The sequence below is a fragment of the Microbacterium sp. NPDC077663 genome (genome assembly GCF_044542795.1).
Taxonomy (GTDB): Bacteria; Actinomycetota; Actinomycetes; order Actinomycetales; family Microbacteriaceae; genus Microbacterium.
Window position 1 is genome coordinate 638,819 of sequence record NZ_JBITVE010000002.1, and the last position, 20,035, is coordinate 658,853.

At 69.3% G+C, this 20,035-nt stretch carries 21 protein-coding genes; 8 read left to right on the forward strand and 13 right to left on the reverse strand.

Annotated features, from left to right (window positions below; genetic code table 11):
* Window positions 1–83: 83 nt before the first annotated feature.
* Complete coding sequence (locus tag ACIGEP_RS10615; RefSeq protein ID WP_396661587.1) at window positions 84–413, reverse strand: winged helix-turn-helix transcriptional regulator; 330 nt, start codon at window positions 411–413, stop codon at window positions 84–86.
* A 72-nt stretch (window positions 414–485) separates the two neighbouring features.
* Between ACIGEP_RS10615 and ACIGEP_RS10620 the strand changes: the two genes are divergently transcribed.
* Together ACIGEP_RS10620 and ACIGEP_RS10625 are read left to right on the forward strand one after the other, a co-directional pair.
* Window positions 486–1,133, forward strand: coding sequence for an FMN-dependent NADH-azoreductase (locus ACIGEP_RS10620; protein ID WP_396661588.1), 648 nt, complete (start codon window positions 486–488; stop codon window positions 1,131–1,133).
* A 96-nt stretch (window positions 1,134–1,229) separates the two neighbouring features.
* On the forward strand, window positions 1,230–1,625 hold the full coding sequence (locus ACIGEP_RS10625; RefSeq protein WP_396661589.1) for a DUF6992 family protein: 396 nt from the start codon (window positions 1,230–1,232) through the stop codon (window positions 1,623–1,625).
* 19 nt (window positions 1,626–1,644) lie between these two features.
* On the opposite strand, the gene ACIGEP_RS10630 is transcribed toward ACIGEP_RS10625, so the two are convergent.
* A complete protein-coding gene (locus tag ACIGEP_RS10630) occupies window positions 1,645–3,072 on the reverse strand; it encodes a CCA tRNA nucleotidyltransferase (RefSeq protein ID WP_396661590.1) in 1,428 nt (475 codons plus the stop codon).
* A 207-nt stretch (window positions 3,073–3,279) separates the two neighbouring features.
* Entirely contained in the window at window positions 3,280–4,803 is a 1,524-nt protein-coding gene (locus tag ACIGEP_RS10635; RefSeq protein ID WP_396661591.1) for a methyltransferase, read from the reverse strand.
* Between the two features lie 107 nt (window positions 4,804–4,910).
* Between ACIGEP_RS10635 and ACIGEP_RS10640 the strand changes: the two genes are divergently transcribed.
* The 4 genes from ACIGEP_RS10640 (at window position 4,911) to trxA (ending at window position 10,072) form a co-directional block, all read left to right on the forward strand.
* Window positions 4,911–6,980: a DUF6049 family protein gene (locus ACIGEP_RS10640; protein WP_396661592.1), complete on the forward strand. Its 2,070-nt coding sequence runs from the start codon at window positions 4,911–4,913 to the stop codon at window positions 6,978–6,980.
* Window positions 6,980–8,596 (forward strand): murein biosynthesis integral membrane protein MurJ, encoded by a 1,617-nt coding sequence (murJ, locus tag ACIGEP_RS10645; protein WP_396661593.1) that lies wholly within the window; start codon window positions 6,980–6,982, stop codon window positions 8,594–8,596. The genes ACIGEP_RS10640 and murJ overlap by 1 nt, the downstream gene beginning before the upstream one ends.
* Before the next feature lie 85 nt (window positions 8,597–8,681).
* On the forward strand, window positions 8,682–9,674 hold the full coding sequence (gene trxB / locus ACIGEP_RS10650; RefSeq protein ID WP_396661594.1) for a thioredoxin-disulfide reductase: 993 nt from the start codon (window positions 8,682–8,684) through the stop codon (window positions 9,672–9,674).
* Window positions 9,675–9,748: 74 nt separating this feature from the next.
* A complete protein-coding gene (gene trxA / locus ACIGEP_RS10655; RefSeq protein WP_396661595.1) occupies window positions 9,749–10,072 on the forward strand; it encodes a thioredoxin in 324 nt (107 codons plus the stop codon).
* Between the two features lie 10 nt (window positions 10,073–10,082).
* Here trxA and ACIGEP_RS10660 read toward each other — a convergent pair whose 3' ends face one another.
* The 10 genes from ACIGEP_RS10660 to rpmH all read right to left on the reverse strand — a co-directional run bounded on the left by ACIGEP_RS10660 (window position 10,083) and on the right by rpmH (window position 16,702).
* A complete protein-coding gene (locus ACIGEP_RS10660) occupies window positions 10,083–11,093 on the reverse strand; it encodes a hypothetical protein (RefSeq protein WP_396661596.1) in 1,011 nt (336 codons plus the stop codon).
* A 68-nt stretch (window positions 11,094–11,161) separates the two neighbouring features.
* Window positions 11,162–11,497, reverse strand: coding sequence for a tryptophan synthase subunit alpha (locus tag ACIGEP_RS10665; RefSeq protein ID WP_396661597.1), 336 nt, complete (start codon window positions 11,495–11,497; stop codon window positions 11,162–11,164).
* A gap of 40 nt (window positions 11,498–11,537) precedes the next feature.
* Window positions 11,538–12,524, reverse strand: coding sequence for a ParB/RepB/Spo0J family partition protein (locus tag ACIGEP_RS10670; RefSeq protein WP_396661598.1), 987 nt, complete (start codon window positions 12,522–12,524; stop codon window positions 11,538–11,540).
* Window positions 12,524–13,453, reverse strand: coding sequence for a ParA family protein (locus ACIGEP_RS10675; protein ID WP_396661599.1), 930 nt, complete (start codon window positions 13,451–13,453; stop codon window positions 12,524–12,526). Before ACIGEP_RS10675 ends, ACIGEP_RS10670 begins: the two co-directional genes overlap by 1 nt.
* Window positions 13,454–13,597: 144 nt before the next feature.
* Entirely contained in the window at window positions 13,598–14,242 is a 645-nt protein-coding gene (gene rsmG / locus ACIGEP_RS10680; protein ID WP_396661600.1) for a 16S rRNA (guanine(527)-N(7))-methyltransferase RsmG, read from the reverse strand.
* Entirely contained in the window at window positions 14,235–14,738 is a 504-nt protein-coding gene (locus tag ACIGEP_RS10685) for a protein jag (RefSeq protein ID WP_396661601.1), read from the reverse strand. The genes rsmG and ACIGEP_RS10685 overlap by 8 nt, the downstream gene beginning before the upstream one ends.
* A gap of 21 nt (window positions 14,739–14,759) precedes the next feature.
* Window positions 14,760–15,857 (reverse strand): membrane protein insertase YidC, encoded by a 1,098-nt coding sequence (yidC, locus tag ACIGEP_RS10690; protein WP_396661983.1) that lies wholly within the window; start codon window positions 15,855–15,857, stop codon window positions 14,760–14,762.
* A gap of 6 nt (window positions 15,858–15,863) precedes the next feature.
* Entirely contained in the window at window positions 15,864–16,175 is a 312-nt protein-coding gene (gene yidD / locus ACIGEP_RS10695; protein ID WP_396661984.1) for a membrane protein insertion efficiency factor YidD, read from the reverse strand.
* Window positions 16,176–16,216: 41 nt separating this feature from the next.
* Complete coding sequence (gene rnpA / locus ACIGEP_RS10700; RefSeq protein WP_396661602.1) at window positions 16,217–16,555, reverse strand: ribonuclease P protein component; 339 nt, start codon at window positions 16,553–16,555, stop codon at window positions 16,217–16,219.
* Window positions 16,556–16,564: 9 nt separating this feature from the next.
* The gene (rpmH, locus tag ACIGEP_RS10705) at window positions 16,565–16,702 is read right to left on the reverse strand and encodes a 50S ribosomal protein L34 (RefSeq protein WP_022879826.1); all 138 of its coding nucleotides are present in this window, start codon (window positions 16,700–16,702) and stop codon (window positions 16,565–16,567) included.
* 426 nt (window positions 16,703–17,128) lie between these two features.
* Here rpmH and dnaA point away from each other — a divergent pair, with 426 nt between their 5' ends.
* Together dnaA and dnaN are read left to right on the forward strand one after the other, a co-directional pair.
* Window positions 17,129–18,430, forward strand: a complete 1,302-nt coding sequence (gene dnaA / locus ACIGEP_RS10710) for a chromosomal replication initiator protein DnaA (RefSeq protein ID WP_396661985.1) — start codon at window positions 17,129–17,131, stop codon at window positions 18,428–18,430.
* A gap of 431 nt (window positions 18,431–18,861) precedes the next feature.
* Window positions 18,862–20,004, forward strand: coding sequence for a DNA polymerase III subunit beta (gene dnaN, locus ACIGEP_RS10715; protein ID WP_396661603.1), 1,143 nt, complete (start codon window positions 18,862–18,864; stop codon window positions 20,002–20,004).
* Window positions 20,005–20,035 lie beyond the last annotated feature (31 nt).

A 20,035-nucleotide genomic window follows, 5' to 3' on the forward strand; every position in this document is an offset into this window, starting at 1 on the left:
GAAGGAGCGGTGCCGGTCAGTCTAAGTCGGTCTCGGCCGACGCGACAGGTCCCGAGGCGACAGGTCTCGGGGCATCAGGTCCGTCAGCGGCGCACGAGGTTGCCGTCGGCCCACTCGCCGAGCTGGCTGAGGATCGGCATGAGCCGGCAGCCCGCCTCGGTGAGCGCGTACGAGACGGCGACGGGCGGTCCTGCTTCGACGTGACGGGCGATGAGCCCGGCATCCGCCAGCTCGGTCAGGCGGTCCGACAGGACGGCGTCGCTGATACCCGCCACGGCCCGTCGCACGCCCGAGAACGAGAGCTCGCCCTGTCCGAGGACGTCGAGGATCATGCCGTTCCAGCGCTTGCCGAGCACCGAGAACGCATGCGAGACCGCGGCGTCGCACTGTCGCGCGTCATGTCCCTCGGCCATGCCTCCATCGTACGTGTGCTAGCGTTCCCGGAGCCGCTTTCTTTTTCATAGTGACTCTGATCGGAGAAGCACATGACCCTGTTCCGTCTGGATGCCAGCATCCTGCCCGCCACGTCTGCCAGCCGCGAGCTCGGCGACCTCGTCGAGGCCGAGTGGCTCGCTGTCCACCCGGCCAGCGACGTCGTCCGCCGCGATGTCGCCGCCGACCCGGTCCCCGCCACCGCGTGGCGCGACTCGGTGACCTCGGGCTTCACCCCCGCCGACCAGCACACCGACGGTCAGCGCGCGGCGATCGCCCTGCGCACGCAGCTGGCCGATGAACTCATCGGCGCGGACGCGCTCCTGTTCACCGTCCCGCTCTACAACTACGGCGTCTCGCAGCACGTGAAGACCTGGTTCGACCTCGCCTACACCGACCCGCGCATCGACCCGCAGGGCACGGCGCTGCGCGGCAAGCCCGCCACGCTCGTCACCGTGCTCGGCGGCAACTACGAGCCCGGCAGCCCCAAGGAGGGCTGGGACCACTCGACCGGTTGGCTCCGCCGCGTCTTCGAGGACGTCTGGGGCCTCGACCTCACCGTCGTCCACCGGCCCTTCACCCTTGTGGGCGTCAACCCCGCCCTCGACGCGTTCACCGACGCCGCCGCCGAACTGAAGGCCGGTGCCGAGCAGGCTGCGGTCGACGCCGGGCGCACGCTCGCGGCATCCCGCGCAGCCTGAACACCCGCCGTTCGCCTGTCACGACACGCCGCCTCGCACCGCAGATCGTGACAGGCGAACGGCCGCCGGGGCCAGCGGCCGGGCCATGATGAACACATGAGCTCCGCGAAGACCGTCGCCGCCACCGTCGTCCGCCGCCTGACGCGGTGGGGCACGGCATCCGTCGTCCTCGGCGGGGTGCTCGCCCTGAGGCCGCGCACGCGCGCCTTCGGTCTGCAGAACCTGATGTGGGGCGCGATCGACGTCGCCCTCGCGGAGTTCACCCGTCGTCAGCGCAGCGTCCCGAATAAGCGGATGCTGCGCCGCATCCTCCTCGTCAACACCGCCCTCGACGTGGGGTACGTCGCGACCGGCGCGCACCTCGCCGCGCGCACCCCGTCGTTCGGTGGCCGCCTGACCCCGGCGGACGCCCGCGGCCACGGCCTCGCCGTCGTGATCCAGGGCCTCGCGCTGTTCGTCATCGACCTGACGGCCGCCCGCCGGCTGCGCTGAGTTCAGCTCTGCGCCGGCCTCAGCCTCGCGCCGCCCACCATTCGCGCAGACGCTGCTCGGCGGCCTCCTGGCCGATGACACCCTCGTCCAACCGGATGTCGAGCAGGAACCGGTACGCCTCGCCGACCTCGCGGCCCGGACGGATGCCGAGGACCTCCTGGATCCGGTTACCGTCGAGCTCGGGCCGCATCGCGTCGAGCTCCTCCTGCTCGGCGAGGGCCGCGATGCGCGACTCGATGTCGTCGTACGCCGTGCGCAGCCGCGTCGCCTTGCGCTTGTTGCGGGTGGTCACGTCGGCCCGCGTCAGGATGTGCAGCCGCTCGAGCTGATCGCCCGCGTCGCGGACGTACCGTCGCACCGCCGAGTCGGTCCACGCCCCTTCGGCGTACCCGAAGAAGCGCAGGTGCTGCTCGATGAGCTGGCTCGCGGCATCCGTCGTCGCGCCGTCGAAGCGGAGGGCCTGCAGGCGCTTGCGCGCCATGCGCGCACCCTTGATGTCGTGGTGGTGAAAGCTGACCGCGCCGCCGGGCTCGAGCTTGCGGGTCGCCGGCTTGCCGATGTCGTGCAAGAGGGCGGCGAGGCGCAGGGTGACGTCCGGCGCCTGCCCCGGACGCCGCTGCTTCTCGAGGTCGATCGCCTGTGCGAGCACCGTCAGCGAGTGCTCGTAGACGTCCTTGTGGTGGTGGTGCTCGTCGACCTCGAGGCGCAGTGCCGGCACCTCGGGCAGGAACAGCGCCATAAGCCCGCTGTCGACGAGCAGACGGATGCCGCGGTCCGGCGTCTGCGTCGACAGGAGCTTCACGAGCTCCCCCTGGATCCGCTCGGGGCTCACGATCGACAGGCTCGGCGCGAGCCGGCTCATCGCCTCGAGCGCGGCCGGGTGCACGTCCATGCCGAGTTGGCTCGCGAAGCGGGCGGCGCGCAGCATCCGCAGCGGGTCGTCGCCGAAGCTGACGTCCGGGTCGGTCGGCGTGCGCAGCGACCCGCCGACGAGGTCCTCGACTCCCCCGGTCGGGTCGACGAGCGCGGGACCCGGGATCCGCAGCGCCATCGCGTTGACAGTGAAATCCCGCCTGACCAGGTCCTGCTCGAGCGTGTCACCGAACTCGACGGTGGGTTTGCGGGTCGTGCCGTCGTAGCTGTCGGCGCGGTACGTCGTGATCTCGACCTGCTCGCCGCGGACCTTCGCGCCGATCGTGCCGAAAGCGCGCCCGATGTCCCACGTCGCCGTCGCGAGCGGTTTCACGATGCGCAGGATGTCGTCGGGGCGGGCGTTCGTCGTGTAGTCGAGGTCGTTGACCGTGCGGCCCAGCAGCGCGTCGCGGACGGGTCCACCGACGATGGCGAGCTCGAACCCGGCATCCGCGAACGCGCGGGCGAGTGCGGCCGACACGGGAGCCTCGGCGAGCGCGCCCAGGCGCGCGAGACCCTCGGCCATGTTCAGCATGCCTACGAGCCTACCGACGCCCGCAGGCCGCCCCCGCGGCGCTCGCACGGCGTTCGCGGATGCAATGGATGCCGCGCGACACGCCGCGCCCCGGCATCCGTACCCGGCGCGTCGCCTCAGATCCATTGCATCCGCGCACACGGGCCGCTCGGCCCCGTCGCGCACCCGCGCACACCGGCCGCGCGCGTGCACCGCCGGCTCACGGGCTCACACCACGCGCAGGAACCCCGTGAACGCCAGCTCGCGCACGCGCGGCAGAAGGTCGGCGCGCAGCGCGGCGGCATCCACCTCGAGCAGGTCCGCGATCGCGTCGATCAGCACGCCGAGCGGCAGATCCCCGTCGCACGCGCCGACGAGCGCGGCGAGGGACGGGTCCACGTTCATGACCCGCCCGAACCCGCCTCCCTGGCGCAGCTCGATCACCGAGGGCTCCTCGACGCCCGGGCGGTGGTGCCGCGCCTCGGTGACGTCGGGCGCCACGAGCGCGGTCGCCTCGGCCAGGCCGTCGTCGTCGAGCAGGCCCAGGCGGTCCCACGCCACGAGCGCCGATCCCAGGTGCGGTCCGAGGGCGCTGGCGACCGGCTGGGTGATCCGCTCGTAGCGGGCGAGCTGCGGCATCCCGATCGGCGTCCGTCGCAGCAGCAGGTACCCGAAACCGACCGCCGTCACGCCCCGCTCGGCGAAGTCGGCGAGCCAGGCGTCGATCAGCCGCGCGTAGTCGGGGCTCCCCGGTGTCGTGCCGCCGTCGCGCACCCACAGTTCGGCGTACGCGAGCGGGTCGAGCTGCTCGCGTTCCACGATCCACGCGTCGAGCGGGTGGGCGGATGCCGCGACCCACGCGCGGACCCGGTCGAGACCGTCCTGTCCGTCGCGGTACTCCCAGTTGCCGAGCAACTGCGCCGTCCCGCCCGGCATCAGCACGTCGCCGACGCCCGACACGAACGCCGCGACGAGGTCGTCGCCCGCGAAGCCCGCGTCGCGGTACTCGTACTCGGGCACCCCGGCGACCCGCGGCGTGATGACGAACGGCGGGTTCGAGACGACGCGGTCGAACTGCTCGCCCGCGACCGGCTCGAACAGGCTGCCGTGGCGCACCTCGATCCCGTCGACGTCGTTCAGCGCGGCGTTCAGCAGCGTGAACTGCAGCGCCCGCTCCGACACATCGGTCGCGACGACGCTCGACGCAGTGCGCCGTGCCCGCAGGGACTGGATGCCGCATCCCGTCCCGATGTCGAGCACGCGCTGCGCAGGGGTGTCGAGCTGCAGGCCGGCGAGCGTCAGCGAGGCGCCGCCGACCCCGAGGACATGCCCGGTCGGGAGCGCCCCGCCCAACGCCGCCTCGTCGAGGTCGCTCACGATCCACCACCCTCCGGCACCGGCGGCGTCCGCGAAGTCCTGCGGACGCAGGAGCACGAGCGGGGATGCCGCGTCGCCCTCGAGCCGGACGAGGCCCAACCCCGCGAGACCGGCCACCCCCGCCGTGGGCAGCGCACGGTCGAGGTCCGCGACCGGAGCGGCGTCGCCGAGGAAGAGCGCCCGGCACAGCACCGCGAGCGCGTCGCCGCGTCCCGCGAGGGCCCGGCGGGCAGGGGCGAGCAGGCCCCGCCCGATCGCGTCGTCGGCCAGCGGACCCCACGCGGCGCGGACCGCGTCGGCGGTGTACCCGGCAGCGGCGAGGTCGGCGCGGAGGGCCGCGATCAGAGACGGGTCGGGATGCCGGGTGTCGCTCACCGTCCCATTCAACCGGCCCGTGGGGGCAATCAGGGGCTCCGCAGGACCGGGACCCTAGAATCACTCCCGATGGTGCGGTCATCGATCGCACGGGAACCGACCTCTTCATGACCTTCATCTCGCCTGCTCCGGGCCGACGTCCGCCTCGCCGATCCCGGTGGCTGCGCGCGGCGGCGGCCGCGACGGCCGCGATCGCCCTCGCCGTGCCCGCCCCGGCCGCGTTGGCCGCCGTCGACGACACGGCCGACGACACGGTCACCGCCTCGTTGGCACCCGCTGACGGCGGCGTGGTTCCCTCCGTCGGCGAGCTGACCCTGACGCTCACCGCCGACAACCCGGGACCCGACCCGCTCCCCGCCGGCCCGGCGACGGTCGGAATCGGAGCCGAGCCGCTCGCGTCGACAGCCGCCCTCGCGTCCTGGCTCGACAGCGGTTCCACGGGAACCTCGTTCGACGAGGTCGGCGAGATCGCGATGCCCGAGATCGCAGCGGAACAGTCGGCATCCGCTTCTCTCGCGATCGACACCGGCGACGCCGCCGTCGACGACCTCGACCCGGGCGTCTACCCGGTCCGCGCCGTCTACGGCACGGGCGACGACACCGTGCGCGTCCGGACCGTCGTCGTGGTGCCCGAGACGGGCGCCAGCGAGCGTCAGGTGGGGGTGATCGTGCCGATCACCGCCGGGCCGCAGTCCAGCGGTGTCCTCAGCTCCGAGTCGCTCGCCGAGCTCACCGCCGACGGGGGCGCGCTCCGCAACCAGCTGGATGCCGTGGCGGGAACGGCCGCGATCCTCGCCGTCGATCCCGCGATCACGGCGTCGATCCGCGCGCTCGGCTCCGCGGCTCCCACCGAGGCGGTCGCATGGCTGGACGAGCTCATGGCGCTCCCGAACGACCGCTTCGCCCTGCAGTACGGCGACGCCGACCTCACGGCGCAGATCGGTGCGGGCGAGGCATCCCCCGTCCGTCCCGTCTCGTTCGCGGCCTACCTCGACCCGGCGGACTTCGCGGTGACGGCCGACGGTGCGGCCGCGACCCCCACGCCGGTTCCGACGCCCGCCGAGCCCGTTCTCCCCACGCTCGAGGAGTTGTTCGACGTCGGAGCCGATCGCGACAGCGTCTTCTGGCCGGCCACGGGTACGGCCGGCGCCGAGACGGCCGCCGCTCTCGGAGCCGTCACCGGCGGCGAGGACGCCCCCGTCACCCTGCTGCCGACGTCGGTCGTGCGATCGGGGCCCGGGGCGCACGCGGTCGCCGGTGACGCCGACCTGCTCGTCTACGACGACACCCTGTCGCGCCTGCTCGAGGACGCCTCGACCACAGATGCCGAGACCGCGCGCGGCGCCGTCCTCGCGGAGTTCACGGCACGGGCAGCGCTGAGCGACCCGGCCGCGCCCCTGCTCGTCACGGTCGACCGTGCGAACGGACGGTCGGCGGCGGCCCTCAACGCCGCGATCGACGCCGCCACCGACCTGCCCGGATGGACCACGACCGACCTCGACGGCCTCCTCGCGGCGCCCCCGGCGGCGGTCGAGCTCGACTCCGTGCCCGCGGACGGCGACCGCACCGCGGTGATCGACGAGTTCCGCGCCGCGCAGGGCGGGCTGCAGCGCATCGCCGGTGTGCTCGAGGACTCCTCGCTGCTCACCTCGTCGGAACGGGCGACCGAGCTGCAGCTGCTCGGCAACGCGTGGCTCGATGACCGTGAAGGGTGGGATGCCGCGATCCAGGCCCAGCGCGAGCGCATCGCCACGTGGACCGACGGGGTCGCCCTGGTCCTCGGCGGTCCCATCACCCTCGCGGGGTCGTCCGCGCCCCTCGTCTTCACCGTCCGCAACGACCTCCCCTGGCCGGCGCGTGTCGACCTGCTGGCCGCACCCGGCGATGCGCGCCTCGTGATCGAGGCGTCGACCGAGGTCGAGATCGGTGCACAGCAGACCAGCCGCGTCGCGATCCCGGTCTCCGCCCTCGTCGGCAGCGGCGAGTCCTCCGTCGACCTGCAGTTGCGCACTCCCGCGGGCGTCGAGATCGGTCCGAGCGAGACCGTCGAGGTGTCGGTACGCGCCGAATGGGAGTCGGTGGCCCTCGTCATCCTCACCGTCCTCGTCTCGGCCCTCCTCGTCTTCGGTGTCGTTCGCACGGTGCGACGTCGCAAGCGGATGCCGGTGGCCCCCTGATGGCAGGTCTCGGACGCGCGAGCGCCACCGTCGCCGCCGGGACCATGGCGTCCCGGATCACCGGGCTCATCCGCAACATTGTGCTGACCGTCGCGGTCGGAACCGTCGGCGCGAAGGCTGCCGACTCCTTCGCCATCGCGAACCAGCTGCCGAACTCCGTGTTCGCATTGATCTCTTCCGGGCTACTGGCCGGGGTGATCGTCCCGCAGATCGTCAAGGCGGTGAAGACCCACGACGACCGGGGCGACGCCTTCGTCTCGAAGCTCCTGACACTGGGCGTGCTCGCGTTGCTGTTCGTCACGGCGGTCGCCGTCGTCGCCGCCCCCGTCCTGGTCGAGATCTACGCAGGAGAGTTCACGGACGAGGCGAAGAGCCTGACCCTCGCCCTGGCGTACTGGTGTCTGCCGCAACTGCTCTTCTACGGCCTGTACGCGCTCGTTGGCGAGATCCTCAATGCGAACCGCGTCTTCGGCCCGTTCGCGTGGTCTCCCATCGTGAACAACGTGATCTCGATTGCCGGCTTCGGTGTCTTCATCGCCCTGTTCGGCACCTACGAAGCCGCCACGGGCTGGACGACGGGGATGATCGCGTTGATGGGCGGCACCGCGACCCTCGGCATCGTCGTGCAGGCCGGCATCCTCTTCCTCTTCTGGCGGCGCGCGGGCCTGCACGTGCGGCCCGACTTCCGGTGGCGGGGCATCGGTCTCCGACAGATCGGACGACTGGCCGGCTGGACGTTCCTCATGGTCGTCGTCGGCCAGGTCGCCGGGGCGTTCCAGGTCAACATCGTGGGCGCCGCGTCGGGTCCCGCCGCGGCCGGGGCGACCTTGCAGAACGCCTGGTTGCTGTTCATGCTCCCGTTCTCCGTGATCGTCCTGTCGCTCGGCACTCCCTACTACACGAAGCTCAGCGAGCATGTCGCCGAGGGACGGACGGATGCCGTCACCGCCGACCTGTCCTCCCTCACCCGCACCGTCGGGATCTTCATGGTCGGGATCCTCGCCGCGATGGCTGTGGCCGCGGTGCCGCTCTCGCGCCTGTTCACCCCCACGCCCGAGAAGGCGGTCGCCTTCGCCCTCGTCCTCGCGGCCTACCTCGTCGCCCTCCTGCCGCTGTCCTTCCAGTTCGGCCTCCAGCGCACGTTCTACGCATTGAAGGACACGCGCACGCCGTTCTTCTACACACTCGTGCAGGCCGTGCTGGTCATCGCGACGGCCGTGACCGCCTCCGCCCTGCTGAGTGCCGGAATCCTGCCCGTCACCTGGCTCGCCGTCGCCATCGCGCTCGGTCAGTCGGTGGCCAACATCGTGCAGTTCGCCCTGGCTCTGCTCCTGCTGCGACGCAGGATCGGTCCCCTGGGACTCGGCGACGCGTTCCGCGGGATCCTGCGCTTCCTCCTCGCCGCGATCCCCGCCGCTGCGGCCGGCTGGGGCCTGTTCATCCTCTTCGGCGGGGTCGACGGCTGGGCCGTCTCCGAGCGTCTCCTCGGCTTCGTCGGCGCCGCGCTCATCGGCGGTGTCACGCTGCTCGTCTACGGCGGCATCCTGGCCCTGTTCCGCACCCCCGAGCTCGGTGTCGCGTTCCGCGCCGTCCGCCGCTTCCTTCCGGGCCGGTGAGCCCCCGGTTCGTGGAATGCCACGCGGCTACCATGGGTTGAACTGTCCGGGCGCGAACTTCGCCCAGACGAAGAGAGGATTCATCGTGCGCAAGGTCATCATCATCGGCTCGGGTCCGGCGGGGTACACCGCGGCGATCTACGCGGCGCGCGCGAACCTGTCGCCCCTCGTCGTGGCGAGCTCGGTCGAGGCCGGCGGAGAGCTGATGAACACGACCGAGGTCGAGAACTTCCCCGGGTTCCCCGAGGGCATCATGGGCCCCGACCTCATGACCAAGATGCAGGAGCAGGCCGAGAAGTTCGGCGCCGAGGTCGTCTACGATGACGTCGTCTCGCTCGACGTGTCCGGCGACATCAAGAAGGTCACCCTCGGCCGCGGCGAGACGCATGAGGCCGAGGCGATCGTCTTCGCCACCGGTTCCGCCCCGCGCAAGATCGGCATCGAGGGCGAATCCCGCCTCTCCGGCCGCGGTGTCTCGTACTGCGCCACGTGCGACGGCTTCTTCTTCCGCGAGAAGGTCATCGCCGTCGTCGGTGGTGGCGATTCGGCGATGGAAGAGGCCACGTTCCTCACCAAGTTCGCCTCGAAGGTCTACGTCATCCACCGTCGTGACGAGCTGCGCGCCTCGAAGATCATGCAGGACCGCGCCAAGGCGAACGAGAAGATCGAGTTCGTCTGGAACAGCGAGGTCATCGACGTCCTGGGCGAGGATGCCGTGACGGGCCTGCGCCTGCGCGACACCGTCGACGGCTCCGAGCGCGACCTGGCTCTCGACGGTGTGTTCGTCGCGATCGGGTACGACCCGCGCACCCACCTCGTGCACAACGTCCTCGACATCACCGAGCACGGCACGGTGTGGGTCGACGGCCGCACGTCGAAGACCTCGATCCCCGGTGTCTTCGCCGCGGGTGACGTCATCGACCCGACCTACCGCCAGGCGGTCACCGCGGCGGGCAGCGGAACGGTCGCCGCGCTCGACCTCGAGCACTACCTCGCCGCGCGCGGCGACGCCGGGGCGCCCGCTCAGGATGCCGCCGTCATCGACGATCGTCCCGACGCCGAGGCCGACGCGGCCTGAGCGCGGAACAATTGCGGCATCCGCTGCGTTCTTTTCCCTGACACCGACGTGTCGATTCTTAAGGAGACAGACATATGACCGCCAAGGCCACGAGTGAGAGCACCTGGCAGCAGGACGTCATCAACGCCGAAGGTCCCGTTCTGGTGGACTTCTGGGCGGCGTGGTGCGGCCCCTGTCGCATGGTCGGCCCCATCCTCGACGAGATCCAGACCGAGAACCCCGAGAAGATCACGGTTCTGAAGCTGAACGTCGACGAGAACCCGAACCTCGCCATGGAGTACCAGATCACGTCGATCCCGGCGATGAAGGTCTTCAACAAGGGTGAGGTCGAGAAGACGATCATCGGCGCGAAGCCGAAGTTCGCCCTCGAGCAGGACCTCGCCGACTACATCGGCTGAGCAGCCCGCTTCACGAAGGACCCGCGCGACCCCGGTCGCCGGGTCCTTCGTCGTTTCCGCCGCGTCGGAACAGCCGAGACCACAGGGACGGGCGCGCCGTCAGCTCCCACGCACGACGCCCCCATTCCGTGCGCTCGATGCGACGCGCGCCCGGGAGGGCGTCGACGTCGACCCGCCGCAGGACGATGTCGTCGACGACGCCCGGGAGATGGAACGTGCGCACGATGTGTCCGGCCAGGGCGCCGTCGTTCTGCAACGAGCGCAGCCGGTCGAGCTCGGGCCGCGTGAGACGCAGCTCCTCGAGCACCGGACCCTCATCGGGGAGCTCCGGGATCCGCTCCAGCGCCGCCTGACACAGCATGCGCTGCACCTCCCCCGCGGTGCCCACCTCCGGGAGGACCGGGAACCACCGGGCCGGCCACGACAGGGTCAGATCCGGGATGCCGCGCCCCCGCATCCGCTCTGCGTCGGGAAAGGCGGCCAATCCGGCCGCGCTGAAGACCTCGACGACGACACTCGTCCGGGTGCGGCTGATGGTGACGACGGGGCGCTGCGCAGGCGGCCATGCGTCCCGGCTGTGCCCGTGGGGCATGACGATCAGCGCGCCCTCCGCCTCGACGACGGTGACGGATGCCTCCAGCTGCTGCGGAAGCGCTGCCCGCGACCCCGCGTGGTCGCCCCGCACGACGTGTACGCGGACCGGATGGTCCTGCACCGGGGCGGTGACCGGTGCCTCGTCTGCGGCACCCCGGCCACGACCGACCAGGAAGAGGTCTCCCGCCTCGAGCAGGACGTCAGCCGACCAGTCCCGTGCGAGAGCGTCGAGCACAGGCTGCGGCGCCGTCGCGGTCAGCGAGTCCCCCGACTCGACGACGAGGTCGCCGCCCGTCGTGAGAGCGACGCGGGCGGTCACCGTACCGTCCTCCTCACCGACGACCGCCGCGACCCCGCGCTTCCTCAGCGCGGCCGACACCCTCTCGAGGTTCAGGTCGGCGCCGCCGGACGGAGCGATGTCCAGCATTGCGACCCTGAGGAGATCGGGTGTCACGCGCGAGCCCTAGCGAGATGCGGATGTTTCACGTGGAACGGTCAGGACGCGCGAACCGACACATTCCACGTGCGGTGGGGCTCGCTGCCCAGCAGACGCCACACGGCAGCGCTGAGCGGCGGATAGTCGAGGGCGATCTGCCGCAGCACGCGGTAATTGCGCGCCTGCGTCGGACGCTGTCCCCCGTCGGCGGCGATGTTCTCGGCACGCAAGGTGAGGACGACGAGCTCATCGACGGAGGGAAGGTCCTCCATGAACGCCCAGGGGTCTTCGCCCTCTCTCAGGCGCTCTTCGACCAACACCGACAGCTCATCCGAGGCCTCTGCGCGCAGTACCTCGAGACTGGCGCGTCGAGGGAGGTTCAGACGATCGTTCACCCCACCAGCCTACGCGCGCACCCGCGCGGAGGGGACCCGCTCACGACGCGCCGAACTCCGTCTCACCGAGCTCGCCGAGGATGCGGTTCAGATCCTGGATGGTCGCGAAATCGATGCTGATCTGGCCTTTACGCGCCGACAGTGAGATCTTGACCTTCGTGTTGAGCCGGTCTCCCAGACGCTCTGCGACGTCGTCGAGATGCGCACGACGGGCGCCGGCCTTGGGCAGCGGACGCACCCGGTTGCCGATCGTCTTCGCCGCAGCCTCGGCCGCGCGGACCGACAGATCCTCGTTCACGATCTTGTCGGCGAGGCGCTGCATGTGCTCGGCGTCGTCGACCGAGAGGATGGCGCGGGCATGGCCGGCACTGAGCACACCGGCGGCCACACGCTGCTGCACGGGCATCGGCAGCTTGAGCAGGCGGATGGTGTTGCTGATCTGCGGACGGGACCGACCGATGCGGGTGGCGAGCTCCTCCTGCGTGATGCCGAAGTCCTCGAGGAGCTGCTGGTACGCCGACGCCTCCTCGAGCGGGTTCAGCTGGGACCGGTGCAGGTTCTCGAGGAGCGCGTCGCGCAGGAGGTTCTCGTCCTCGGTCTCGCGGAGGACCGCGGGGATCGCCGTGAGCCCCGCTTCCCGGGCGGCGCGGGTGCGGCGCTCACCCATGATGAGCTCGTACTCGCCGTCGTCGTTGCGGCGGACAACGATGGGCTGCAGCACGCCGAACTCGCGGACGCTGTGCACGAGCTCCGCCAGGTCATCCGGGTCGAAGTTCGTCCGCGGCTGGCGCGGGTTGGGGACGATCGCGTTCGGGTCGACCTCGATGAGGCGCGTGCCGGGGACGGCGACCAGGTCATCCTCCCCCGCCAGAGCCTCCGATGCGGGAGTATCCGCGGGTGCGGCATCCGTCTCGGCCGCCGAAAGGGACGCACCCGGGAAGAACACGTCGACAGGACGGGCCTCCGACGGGTCCTGCGTGGGGATGAGGGCTCCGATGCCCCGCCCCAATCCGGTTCGCTTCGCCATCAGTGGGCTCCTTCTTCTGAGTTCTGTGCGCGTCCGCGGCGCGCGATCTCGACGGCCGCCTCGCGGTAGGCCACGGCACCGGCCGACTGGCCGTCGTAGGCGATGACGGTCTGACCGAAGCTGGGCGCCTCGGAGACGCGGACCGATCGCGGGATGACGGTCGTCAGCACGCGATCCGGGAAGTGTGTGCGCACCTCGTCGGCGACCTGCTGGGCCAACCGCGTCCTGCCGTCGTACATCGTGAGCAGGATTGTCGAAAGATGCAACGCCGGATTGAGGTGCTTCTGGATCATCGACACGCTTCCGAGCAGCTGGCTGAGGCCTTCGAGTGCGTAGTACTCGCACTGGATCGGGATCAGCACCTCCGTCGCCGCGGTGAAGGCGTTGATGGTGAGGAGTCCGAGCGACGGCGGGCAGTCGATGAAGACGAAGTCGACATGGTTGTCGGCGAGATACGACTCGAGCGCGGTCCGCAGCCGGTGCTCGCGGGCGACCTGCGACACCAGCTCGATCTCCGCGCCCGCCAGGTGGATCGTCGAGGGCGCGCACAGCAGGTTGTCCGACTCAGGGCTCGTCTGGATCACGTCCGAGAGCGGCTCCTCGTCGATGAGGACGTCGTAGATGCTGGCGACATCCGCGCTGTGCGGGATACCGAGGGCGGTGGACGAGTTGCCTTGCGGATCGAGGTCGATGACCAGCACCCGAGCGCCGATGGACGCGAGACCCGCCGCGAGATTGACCGTCGTCGTGGTCTTGCCCACGCCGCCCTTCTGATTCGACACCGTGAAGACGCGGGTGGAGCCGTCGAAGTCGACCTTCACCTCGGCGAGGACCTTCCTGCGGGACGTCAGATCGGCCAATTCGCGCGCGATCGGACTGTCGTCGAAAGAGAAGGGTGCGGGAGAGGTGGTGTTCTCCGAATCCGGCACCTGTTACTCCTGTCGTGTCGAGGACGTACCCACTGTAGTCGAGGCCATGGACGACCCCCGGGCCGCGGGCGTTGTTTCACGTGAAACACGTTCTGCTGACCGACCCTCCGCGTCGATGTTCCACGTGAAACACCCACGGATTGATCAGCGCACGGTGGCGCGGATCACTCGGGTCGGCTCGGAAACGACCCCGTCGCCGATCGGCTCGACGCGGACGTCCGACAACCGGAACTTCCGTATCGCCTTCTCTGCGGCAGATATCTCATTCGCCGCGTTGGCACCCTTCAGCAGGATGAGCTCGCCGCCATCGCGGACCAGGGGCGCCGTGATCGGGATCAGCGTGCGGAAGGCGCTCACGGCACGAGCAGTCACGGCGTCGAGCACCGGTCCCTCCGACCAGTCCTCACCACGAGCCCGCATCACCTCGACGTTGTCGAGCCCGAGCTCGTTCGTCTGCTCGGTCAACCACGCGACCCGACGCTCCATCGGCTCGATGAGCACCCATCGCACGTCCGGGCGCGCGATCGCCAGAACGAGTCCCGGGAGGCCGGCGCCGGAACCGATGTCACCCACCCGGGATCCCGCGGTGAACAGAGGTGCGGCAACGGCGCTGTTCAGGATGTGACGCGTCCAGATGCGGGGGAGTTCGAGCGGACCGATGAGGCCGCGCTCTTCTCCCTGCGCGATCAGCGCCTGTGTGAAGCGACGCCCGAGGTCGATCCGATCACGGAAGACGGATGCCGCGGCATCCGGCTCCTTCTCGGATGTTTCACGTGAAACGTCAGCCACGGCGGAGAACGGTGTGGCGGTCTGCGCCCTCGCCGTACGACTCCGACACCAGTCCGTGCTCCGCGGCGATGTCGTGCACCAGCTTGCGCTCGTAGCTCGACATCGCGGGCAGGGAGGCCTGCGACGCACCGTCGTCAAGGCGCTCCACCGCGCGCTCCACGAGCTTCTGCAGCTGAACGCGGCGCGCATCGCGGGATCCGCCGACATCCAGGATGAGTCGCGAGAACCGTCCGGTCTTCGTCTGCACGGCGATACGCGTCAGCTCCTGCAGCGCCTGCACCGTGTCGGGGTCCGACAGGAGTGCGAGGGCGTCGGGCTGGTCGTTCTCGACCGACACGTAGGCACGGCCGGCACGGACATCGAGTGTCAGGTCGCCGTCGATGTCCGCGATGTCGAGGATTCCCTCGACGAAGTCGGCGGCGATGTCGCCTTCCTGCTCGAGTTCGTCGACGGTCGGCACCGCGCGGGCGGCGGGGGTCTGGTCAGTGGTCGTCATCGATCGATCCTTCGGTCCTCGTCAGGACGTGCCGTCCTGCTTGCCCTTCTGGGCCTGCTTCTTCGCGCGCTGCTTGCTCACCGGCTGCTGGCGCTTCGGTGCGTCGGCCTTGGCGCGCTCCGCCTCTTCGAACAGGCGCTGCTGCTCGGCCTCGTACTTCGCGAGAGGGATGACCTTGCCGCTGGAGTCGAGCGCCTTGCCCTTCTTCGCCAGGCGCTCCTCGCGGGCTTTGGCGGCCTCCGAGCCCGGGGTGGGCAGGTTCCGGATGACGACGAACTGCTGGACCATGGTCCAGATGTTCGAGGTGAACCAGTACATGACGACGCCGAGCGGGAAGAAGACACCCGAGAAGATGAAGGCGAGCGGCAGGACGTACAGCATGATGCGCTGCATCTGGTAGGCCTGGCCGGTCTTGGCTTCGGGGGAGAGGTTCTTCGAGATGATCTGCAGCTGCGTGAAGAACTGCGACAGGATCATCAGGATCACAAGGATCACCAGGATGACGACGGTCGCCGTCTGATTGGTGTTGATCGCGTCGATCATGTTGACGTGCAGCGGTGCGACGCCGAAGAGCTCCGCGTTGTAGAACTCGCGGGTGAGGGTCGCGTTCAGCAGGCCGGTGCCGCCCACACCCCACTCGGCGTGCCGCTTCACCTCACTGAGCGTGTAGAACATGCCGAGGAGGATGGGCATCTGCACGAGGAGAGGCAGGCAGCTCGACAGCGGCGTCGTGCCGTGCTTCTTGTACATCGCCATCGTCTCGCGGCTCATCGCCTCGCGGGACAGCTGGTCGCGCTTGCCCTTGTAGCGCTCCTGGATCTTGCGCATCTCGGGCGCGAGCTCCATCATCTTGCGCTGGCTCTTGATCTGGCGCACGAACAGCGGGATAAGCGCGGCACGGACCACAATGACGAGGCCGATGATGGACAAAACCCAGGTCAGGCCGGCATCCGGCGCCAGTCCGATGGAGGTGAAGATCCAGTGCCAGAAGACGAGAATGGCCTCGACGACGAACTTGAACGGCCACAGGATGATGCTGAAGAAATCCGGGTCACCCGGCTCAGGTGTCGTCGGGTTCGGAAGCGGCGGGAGGGTCGCCGCGGCGGCGAAGAGATCCACCAAGGATCAATCCTTTCTGCGTGGCACGACGAAGCCGTGCGAAGTCAGGTCGTGCCGGAAGTGCGAGTGAGCGGGGACGTCGTCGATGCCGCCCGCGGCCCAGGGGTGACATCTCGCGAGACGGGCTGCCGCGAGAGCCGAGCCCTTGAGGACCCCGTGCTGCTGCACGGCGCCCAGCGCATAGGCCGAACACGAGGGATAGTACTTGCACACGTCGCCGTACAGCTGAGAGACCGTCGCCCGGTATCCGTGCAGCAGGGCGATGGCCGCGTTGCGGGGGAGCAGGGTGATCGCCGCCGGCAGAGTCCCGGCATCCATCACCGCGTCCCCGCGGGTGTACGACGGCAGCGGCGCCGAGCTCACGCGGCGGCCTTCCGCTCGATGCAGCGGATGACCTCGGCGCGCAGGGTCACGAAGTCGGCGGATGCCGCGGCCGGCAGCGCGCGGATCACCACATCGGCACCGGGCCGGACATCCGGCAACGCCTCCGCGCAGATCGCCTTCAGCCGGCGACGCACCGTGTTGCGCACGACAGCGCCCCCCACCTGCTTGCTCACGATGAAGCCGAAGCGTGGGGGGCGCTGTTCAGACGTGCTGACCACGTGGGTCACGGTGTGTGCCGCCGGACAGCGAGAACCTCCGCGGACGACGGAACGGTAGTCCGCCCCACGGGTGATGCGGTTCCCGCGCGCCAGCACCGCGTGGTGTCAGGCCGAGAGCTCGGTGCGCCCCTTGGCGCGACGAGCCGAAAGGATGGCGCGGCCGGCGCGGGTGCGCATACGGGCGCGGAAGCCGTGCTTCTTGGCGCGGCGGCGGTTGTTGGGCTGGAACGTGCGCTTGCTCATGAAGATCACTCCGGATGGGCGGGGTCACCCGAACGCTCGAGACCGGGGACACAGGTACAGGGGGACTCGCGTCGGAAAGGCGCAAGTCAACCGACCTAGGATACGTCGAGATTCCTGAGATCCCAAACCGGGACGCCGACCGGCCATTATCCACCGACGCCGGGAGGCTGCTGGCGACGACACGCGGGCCGGTTCTACAGTGGGTTTTGCCTTGCGGAGCGCCGATGACTAGCGTGATCCGGATACTTATCCACAGGTTGTGCACAGTACCGTACACACCATTGTCCACACCCCGGGAGGGTCATGTCCGAGCACGAACTTCCAGATGTCCCCGTCTGGAGCGCAGTGCTCGACGTGCTGGCCACCGACGACCGGGTCACACCCCAATTGCACGGCTTCGTGAACCTCGCCGTCGCGCAGGGAGTCATGAGCGGCACGCTCTATCTCGACGTCCCCAACGACCTGACGGCCGGACAGTTCAACAAGCGCCTGCGGGGGCCGATCATGGAGGCCCTCGCACAGGTCGACGCCGAACCGTCCGCGAGCACGTTCCGCGTCGTCGTGAACCCCGAGCTCGGTGACGCGCACCTGACCGCTCCGGTCCCGGTGCAGTCCGCGCTCTCACCCACGGCGTCGGCGCCGACCCGCCCGATCGCCGAGGAGTACAGCGAGCAGGCGGCCCCGGCATCCCGCAACGACACCCGGCTCAACCCGAAGTACACGTTCGACAACTTCGTCATCGGCCAGTCCAACCGTTTCGCGCACGCCGCTGCCGTCGCCGTCGCCGAGGCTCCGGCCAAGGCCTACAACCCGCTGTTCATCTATGGCGACTCCGGGCTGGGCAAGACGCACCTCCTGCACGCGATCGGCGATTACGCGATCAACCTCTACACGGGCATCAAGGTCCGATACGTGTCGAGTGAGGAGTTCACGAACGACTTCATCAACTCGATCGTCAACAACCGTGCCTCAGCGTTCCAGGCGCGCTACCGGGACGTCGACATCCTGCTCATCGACGACATCCAGTTCCTGCAGGGGCGTGCCGAGACGCAGGAGGCGTTCTTCCACACCTTCAACCAGCTGCACGACCACGACAAGCAGGTCGTGATCACCAGCGATGTGCCGCCTCGTCACCTCACCGGATTCGAGGACCGGATGCGGAGCCGCTTCGAGTGGGGCCTCATCACCGACGTGCAGGCCCCCGACCTCGAGACGCGTATCGCGATCCTGCGCAAGAAGGCGCAGTCCGAGCGCCTGCAGGTGCCCGACGACGTGCTGGAATACATCGCCACGAAGGTGTCGAGCAACATCCGCGAACTCGAGGGCGCCCTCATCCGGGTCTCGGCGTTCGCGAGCCTCAACCGCTCGAACCTCGACATCTCGCTCGCCCAGACGGTTCTGCGCGACATCGTCGACCAGGACGACGCGAACATCATCTCGCCGACCGACATCATCTCGGCGACGGCCCAGTACTTCCGCCTCACGGTCGACGACCTCTACGGGTCCAGCCGTTCGCAGTCGGTCGCCACGGCCCGCCAGATCGCGATGTACCTGTGTCGCGAACGCACGAGCCTGTCCCTCCCGAAGATCGGGCAGCTCTTCGGTAACCGCGACCACACCACGGTGATGTACGCGTACAAGAAGATCAGCGAACTCATGAAGGAGCGTCGCTCGATCTACAACCAGGTGTCCGAGATCACCTCGCAGCTGGGTCGATCGGCTCGCTGACGGGCCCACACGCCCGACTGTGCGGCCGCACTTGACACGTGTGCCGTGCGACCACCAAAATGCCGTTTCCCACAGTGTGGAAAGCCTGTGGATAACTGTGCGTCGCGGGCCCTCGAATGTGAACGAACGGCGACCAGCTGTGGATGAACTCCTGGAGCGGATCCTGGCGGCTGCCCGACATTCACGCGTCTTTCCGCAGCCCGTGCACAAGTTACACGGATGTGGTTCCGGCTCCACGACAGGGATCCACCGACTTATCCACAGTTTCCACAGCTGTTAACAAGAAGACAGAGATCTATCTAATGGAAGCCCGGTTCGATCACACCCACGGGGTGCGGAGCGGTCTCGTGGAGCCTGCGAGGGCCGCTTCCGGAGGGTCCTGTCGTGGGCACTAGCATGAGAGGGCCCATCTCGCCGTCAAGGGAGCATCAGTGAAGTTCCACGTCAACCGCGATGTATTCAGCGAAGCCGTGTCGTTCGTCGTGAAACTGCTCCCGCAGCGGAACCCGCAGCCGATCCTCGCGGGCGTCCTCATCGAGGCGAGTGACGAAGGACTCTCGCTCGCCGCGTTCGATTACGAGGCATCCGCCCGTACCCGGATCGAGGCGACGGTCGACGAGCCGGGCACGATCCTCGTCCACGGGCGTCTGCTGTCCGAGATCGCGAGCCGGCTGCCGAACGCACCGATCCAGATCACGCAGGATGCCGACGGCGAGATCCTTCTCACCTGCGGCTCCGCGCGGTTCACGCTGGCGGCCATGCCGGTCGCCGAGTACCCCGCGATCCCCGAGGTCTCGGGCGACTCCGGCCTCGTCCCGGGCGACGACTTCTCGACCGCCATCGCGCAGGTGGCGTTCGCGGCATCCCGTGACGACGTCACCCCGGTGCTCACCGGTGTCCAGCTCGAAGTGACGGGCAACGAGCTCAGCCTCGTCGCCACCGACCGCTACCGGGTCGCGTTGCGCGAGATCAACTTCGACAGCGGCGCCGTCGCCCGTGAGGAGGCGACGACCGCCCTGGTTCCCGCCCGCACCCTCACCGAGGTCGGCAAGACGTTCGCCCACTCCGGCGACATCCAGGTCTCGTTCTCGGGCTCGGGTGACCGCGAGATCATCGCCTTCACAGCGGGCAACAAGACCGTCACCTCGCTTCTGATCAAGGGCAACTTCCCGCCCGTCCGGCGACTGTTCCCGGCACAGACCGAGCACTACGCCGTCGTCAACACGGCCGAGCTCGCCGAGGCCGTCCGTCGTGTGTCGCTCGTGCTCGACCGGTCGGCCCCGCTGCGGTTCACGTTCTCGGACGAAGGTGTGTCGATGGATGCCGCCGGCACCGAGCAGGCGCGTGCCACCGAGTCGGTCGACGCGACGCTCGCCGGCGACGAGGTGACCCTGGGCCTGAACCCGCAGTACCTGCTCGAGGCGCTCGGCGCGGTCAAGAGCGAGTTCACGCGGATCACGTTCACCTCGAGCGAGAACGCCAACAAGCTCAGCCCGGTCCTCATCACGCCGCAGACCTCGGGGACCCCCGAGAGCTTCAAGTACCTGCTGCAGCCGAACCTGCTGCTGCGCTGATCGCGCCGTCCGTCCACCGCGAGGCGTGTCG

Bases quoted from the DNA above. Each gene is read 5' to 3' on its own strand.
- trxA (WP_396661595.1), top strand. From the start codon at position 9,749: ATGACCGCCAAGGCCACGAGTGAGAGCACCTGGCAGCAGGACGTCATC.
- ACIGEP_RS10660 (WP_396661596.1), bottom strand. From the start codon at position 11,093: ATGCTGGACATCGCTCCGTCCGGCGGCGCCGACCTGAACCTCGAGAGG.
- dnaA (WP_396661985.1), top strand. From the start codon at position 17,129: ATGAGCGGCACGCTCTATCTCGACGTCCCCAACGACCTGACGGCCGGA.
- ACIGEP_RS10620 (WP_396661588.1), top strand. From the start codon at position 486: ATGACCCTGTTCCGTCTGGATGCCAGCATCCTGCCCGCCACGTCTGCC.
- ACIGEP_RS10630 (WP_396661590.1), bottom strand. From the start codon at position 3,072: ATGCTGAACATGGCCGAGGGTCTCGCGCGCCTGGGCGCGCTCGCCGAG.
- ACIGEP_RS10670 (WP_396661598.1), bottom strand. From the start codon at position 12,524: ATGGCGAAGCGAACCGGATTGGGGCGGGGCATCGGAGCCCTCATCCCC.
- rpmH (WP_022879826.1), bottom strand. From the start codon at position 16,702: ATGAGCAAGCGCACGTTCCAGCCCAACAACCGCCGCCGCGCCAAGAAG.
- ACIGEP_RS10685 (WP_396661601.1), bottom strand. From the start codon at position 14,738: ATGACGACCACTGACCAGACCCCCGCCGCCCGCGCGGTGCCGACCGTC.
- yidD (WP_396661984.1), bottom strand. From the start codon at position 16,175: ATGGATGCCGGGACTCTGCCGGCGGCGATCACCCTGCTCCCCCGCAAC.
- murJ (WP_396661593.1), top strand. From the start codon at position 6,980: ATGGCAGGTCTCGGACGCGCGAGCGCCACCGTCGCCGCCGGGACCATG.
- ACIGEP_RS10640 (WP_396661592.1), top strand. From the start codon at position 4,911: ATGACCTTCATCTCGCCTGCTCCGGGCCGACGTCCGCCTCGCCGATCC.
- ACIGEP_RS10615 (WP_396661587.1), bottom strand. From the start codon at position 413: ATGGCCGAGGGACATGACGCGCGACAGTGCGACGCCGCGGTCTCGCAT.
- ACIGEP_RS10625 (WP_396661589.1), top strand. From the start codon at position 1,230: ATGAGCTCCGCGAAGACCGTCGCCGCCACCGTCGTCCGCCGCCTGACG.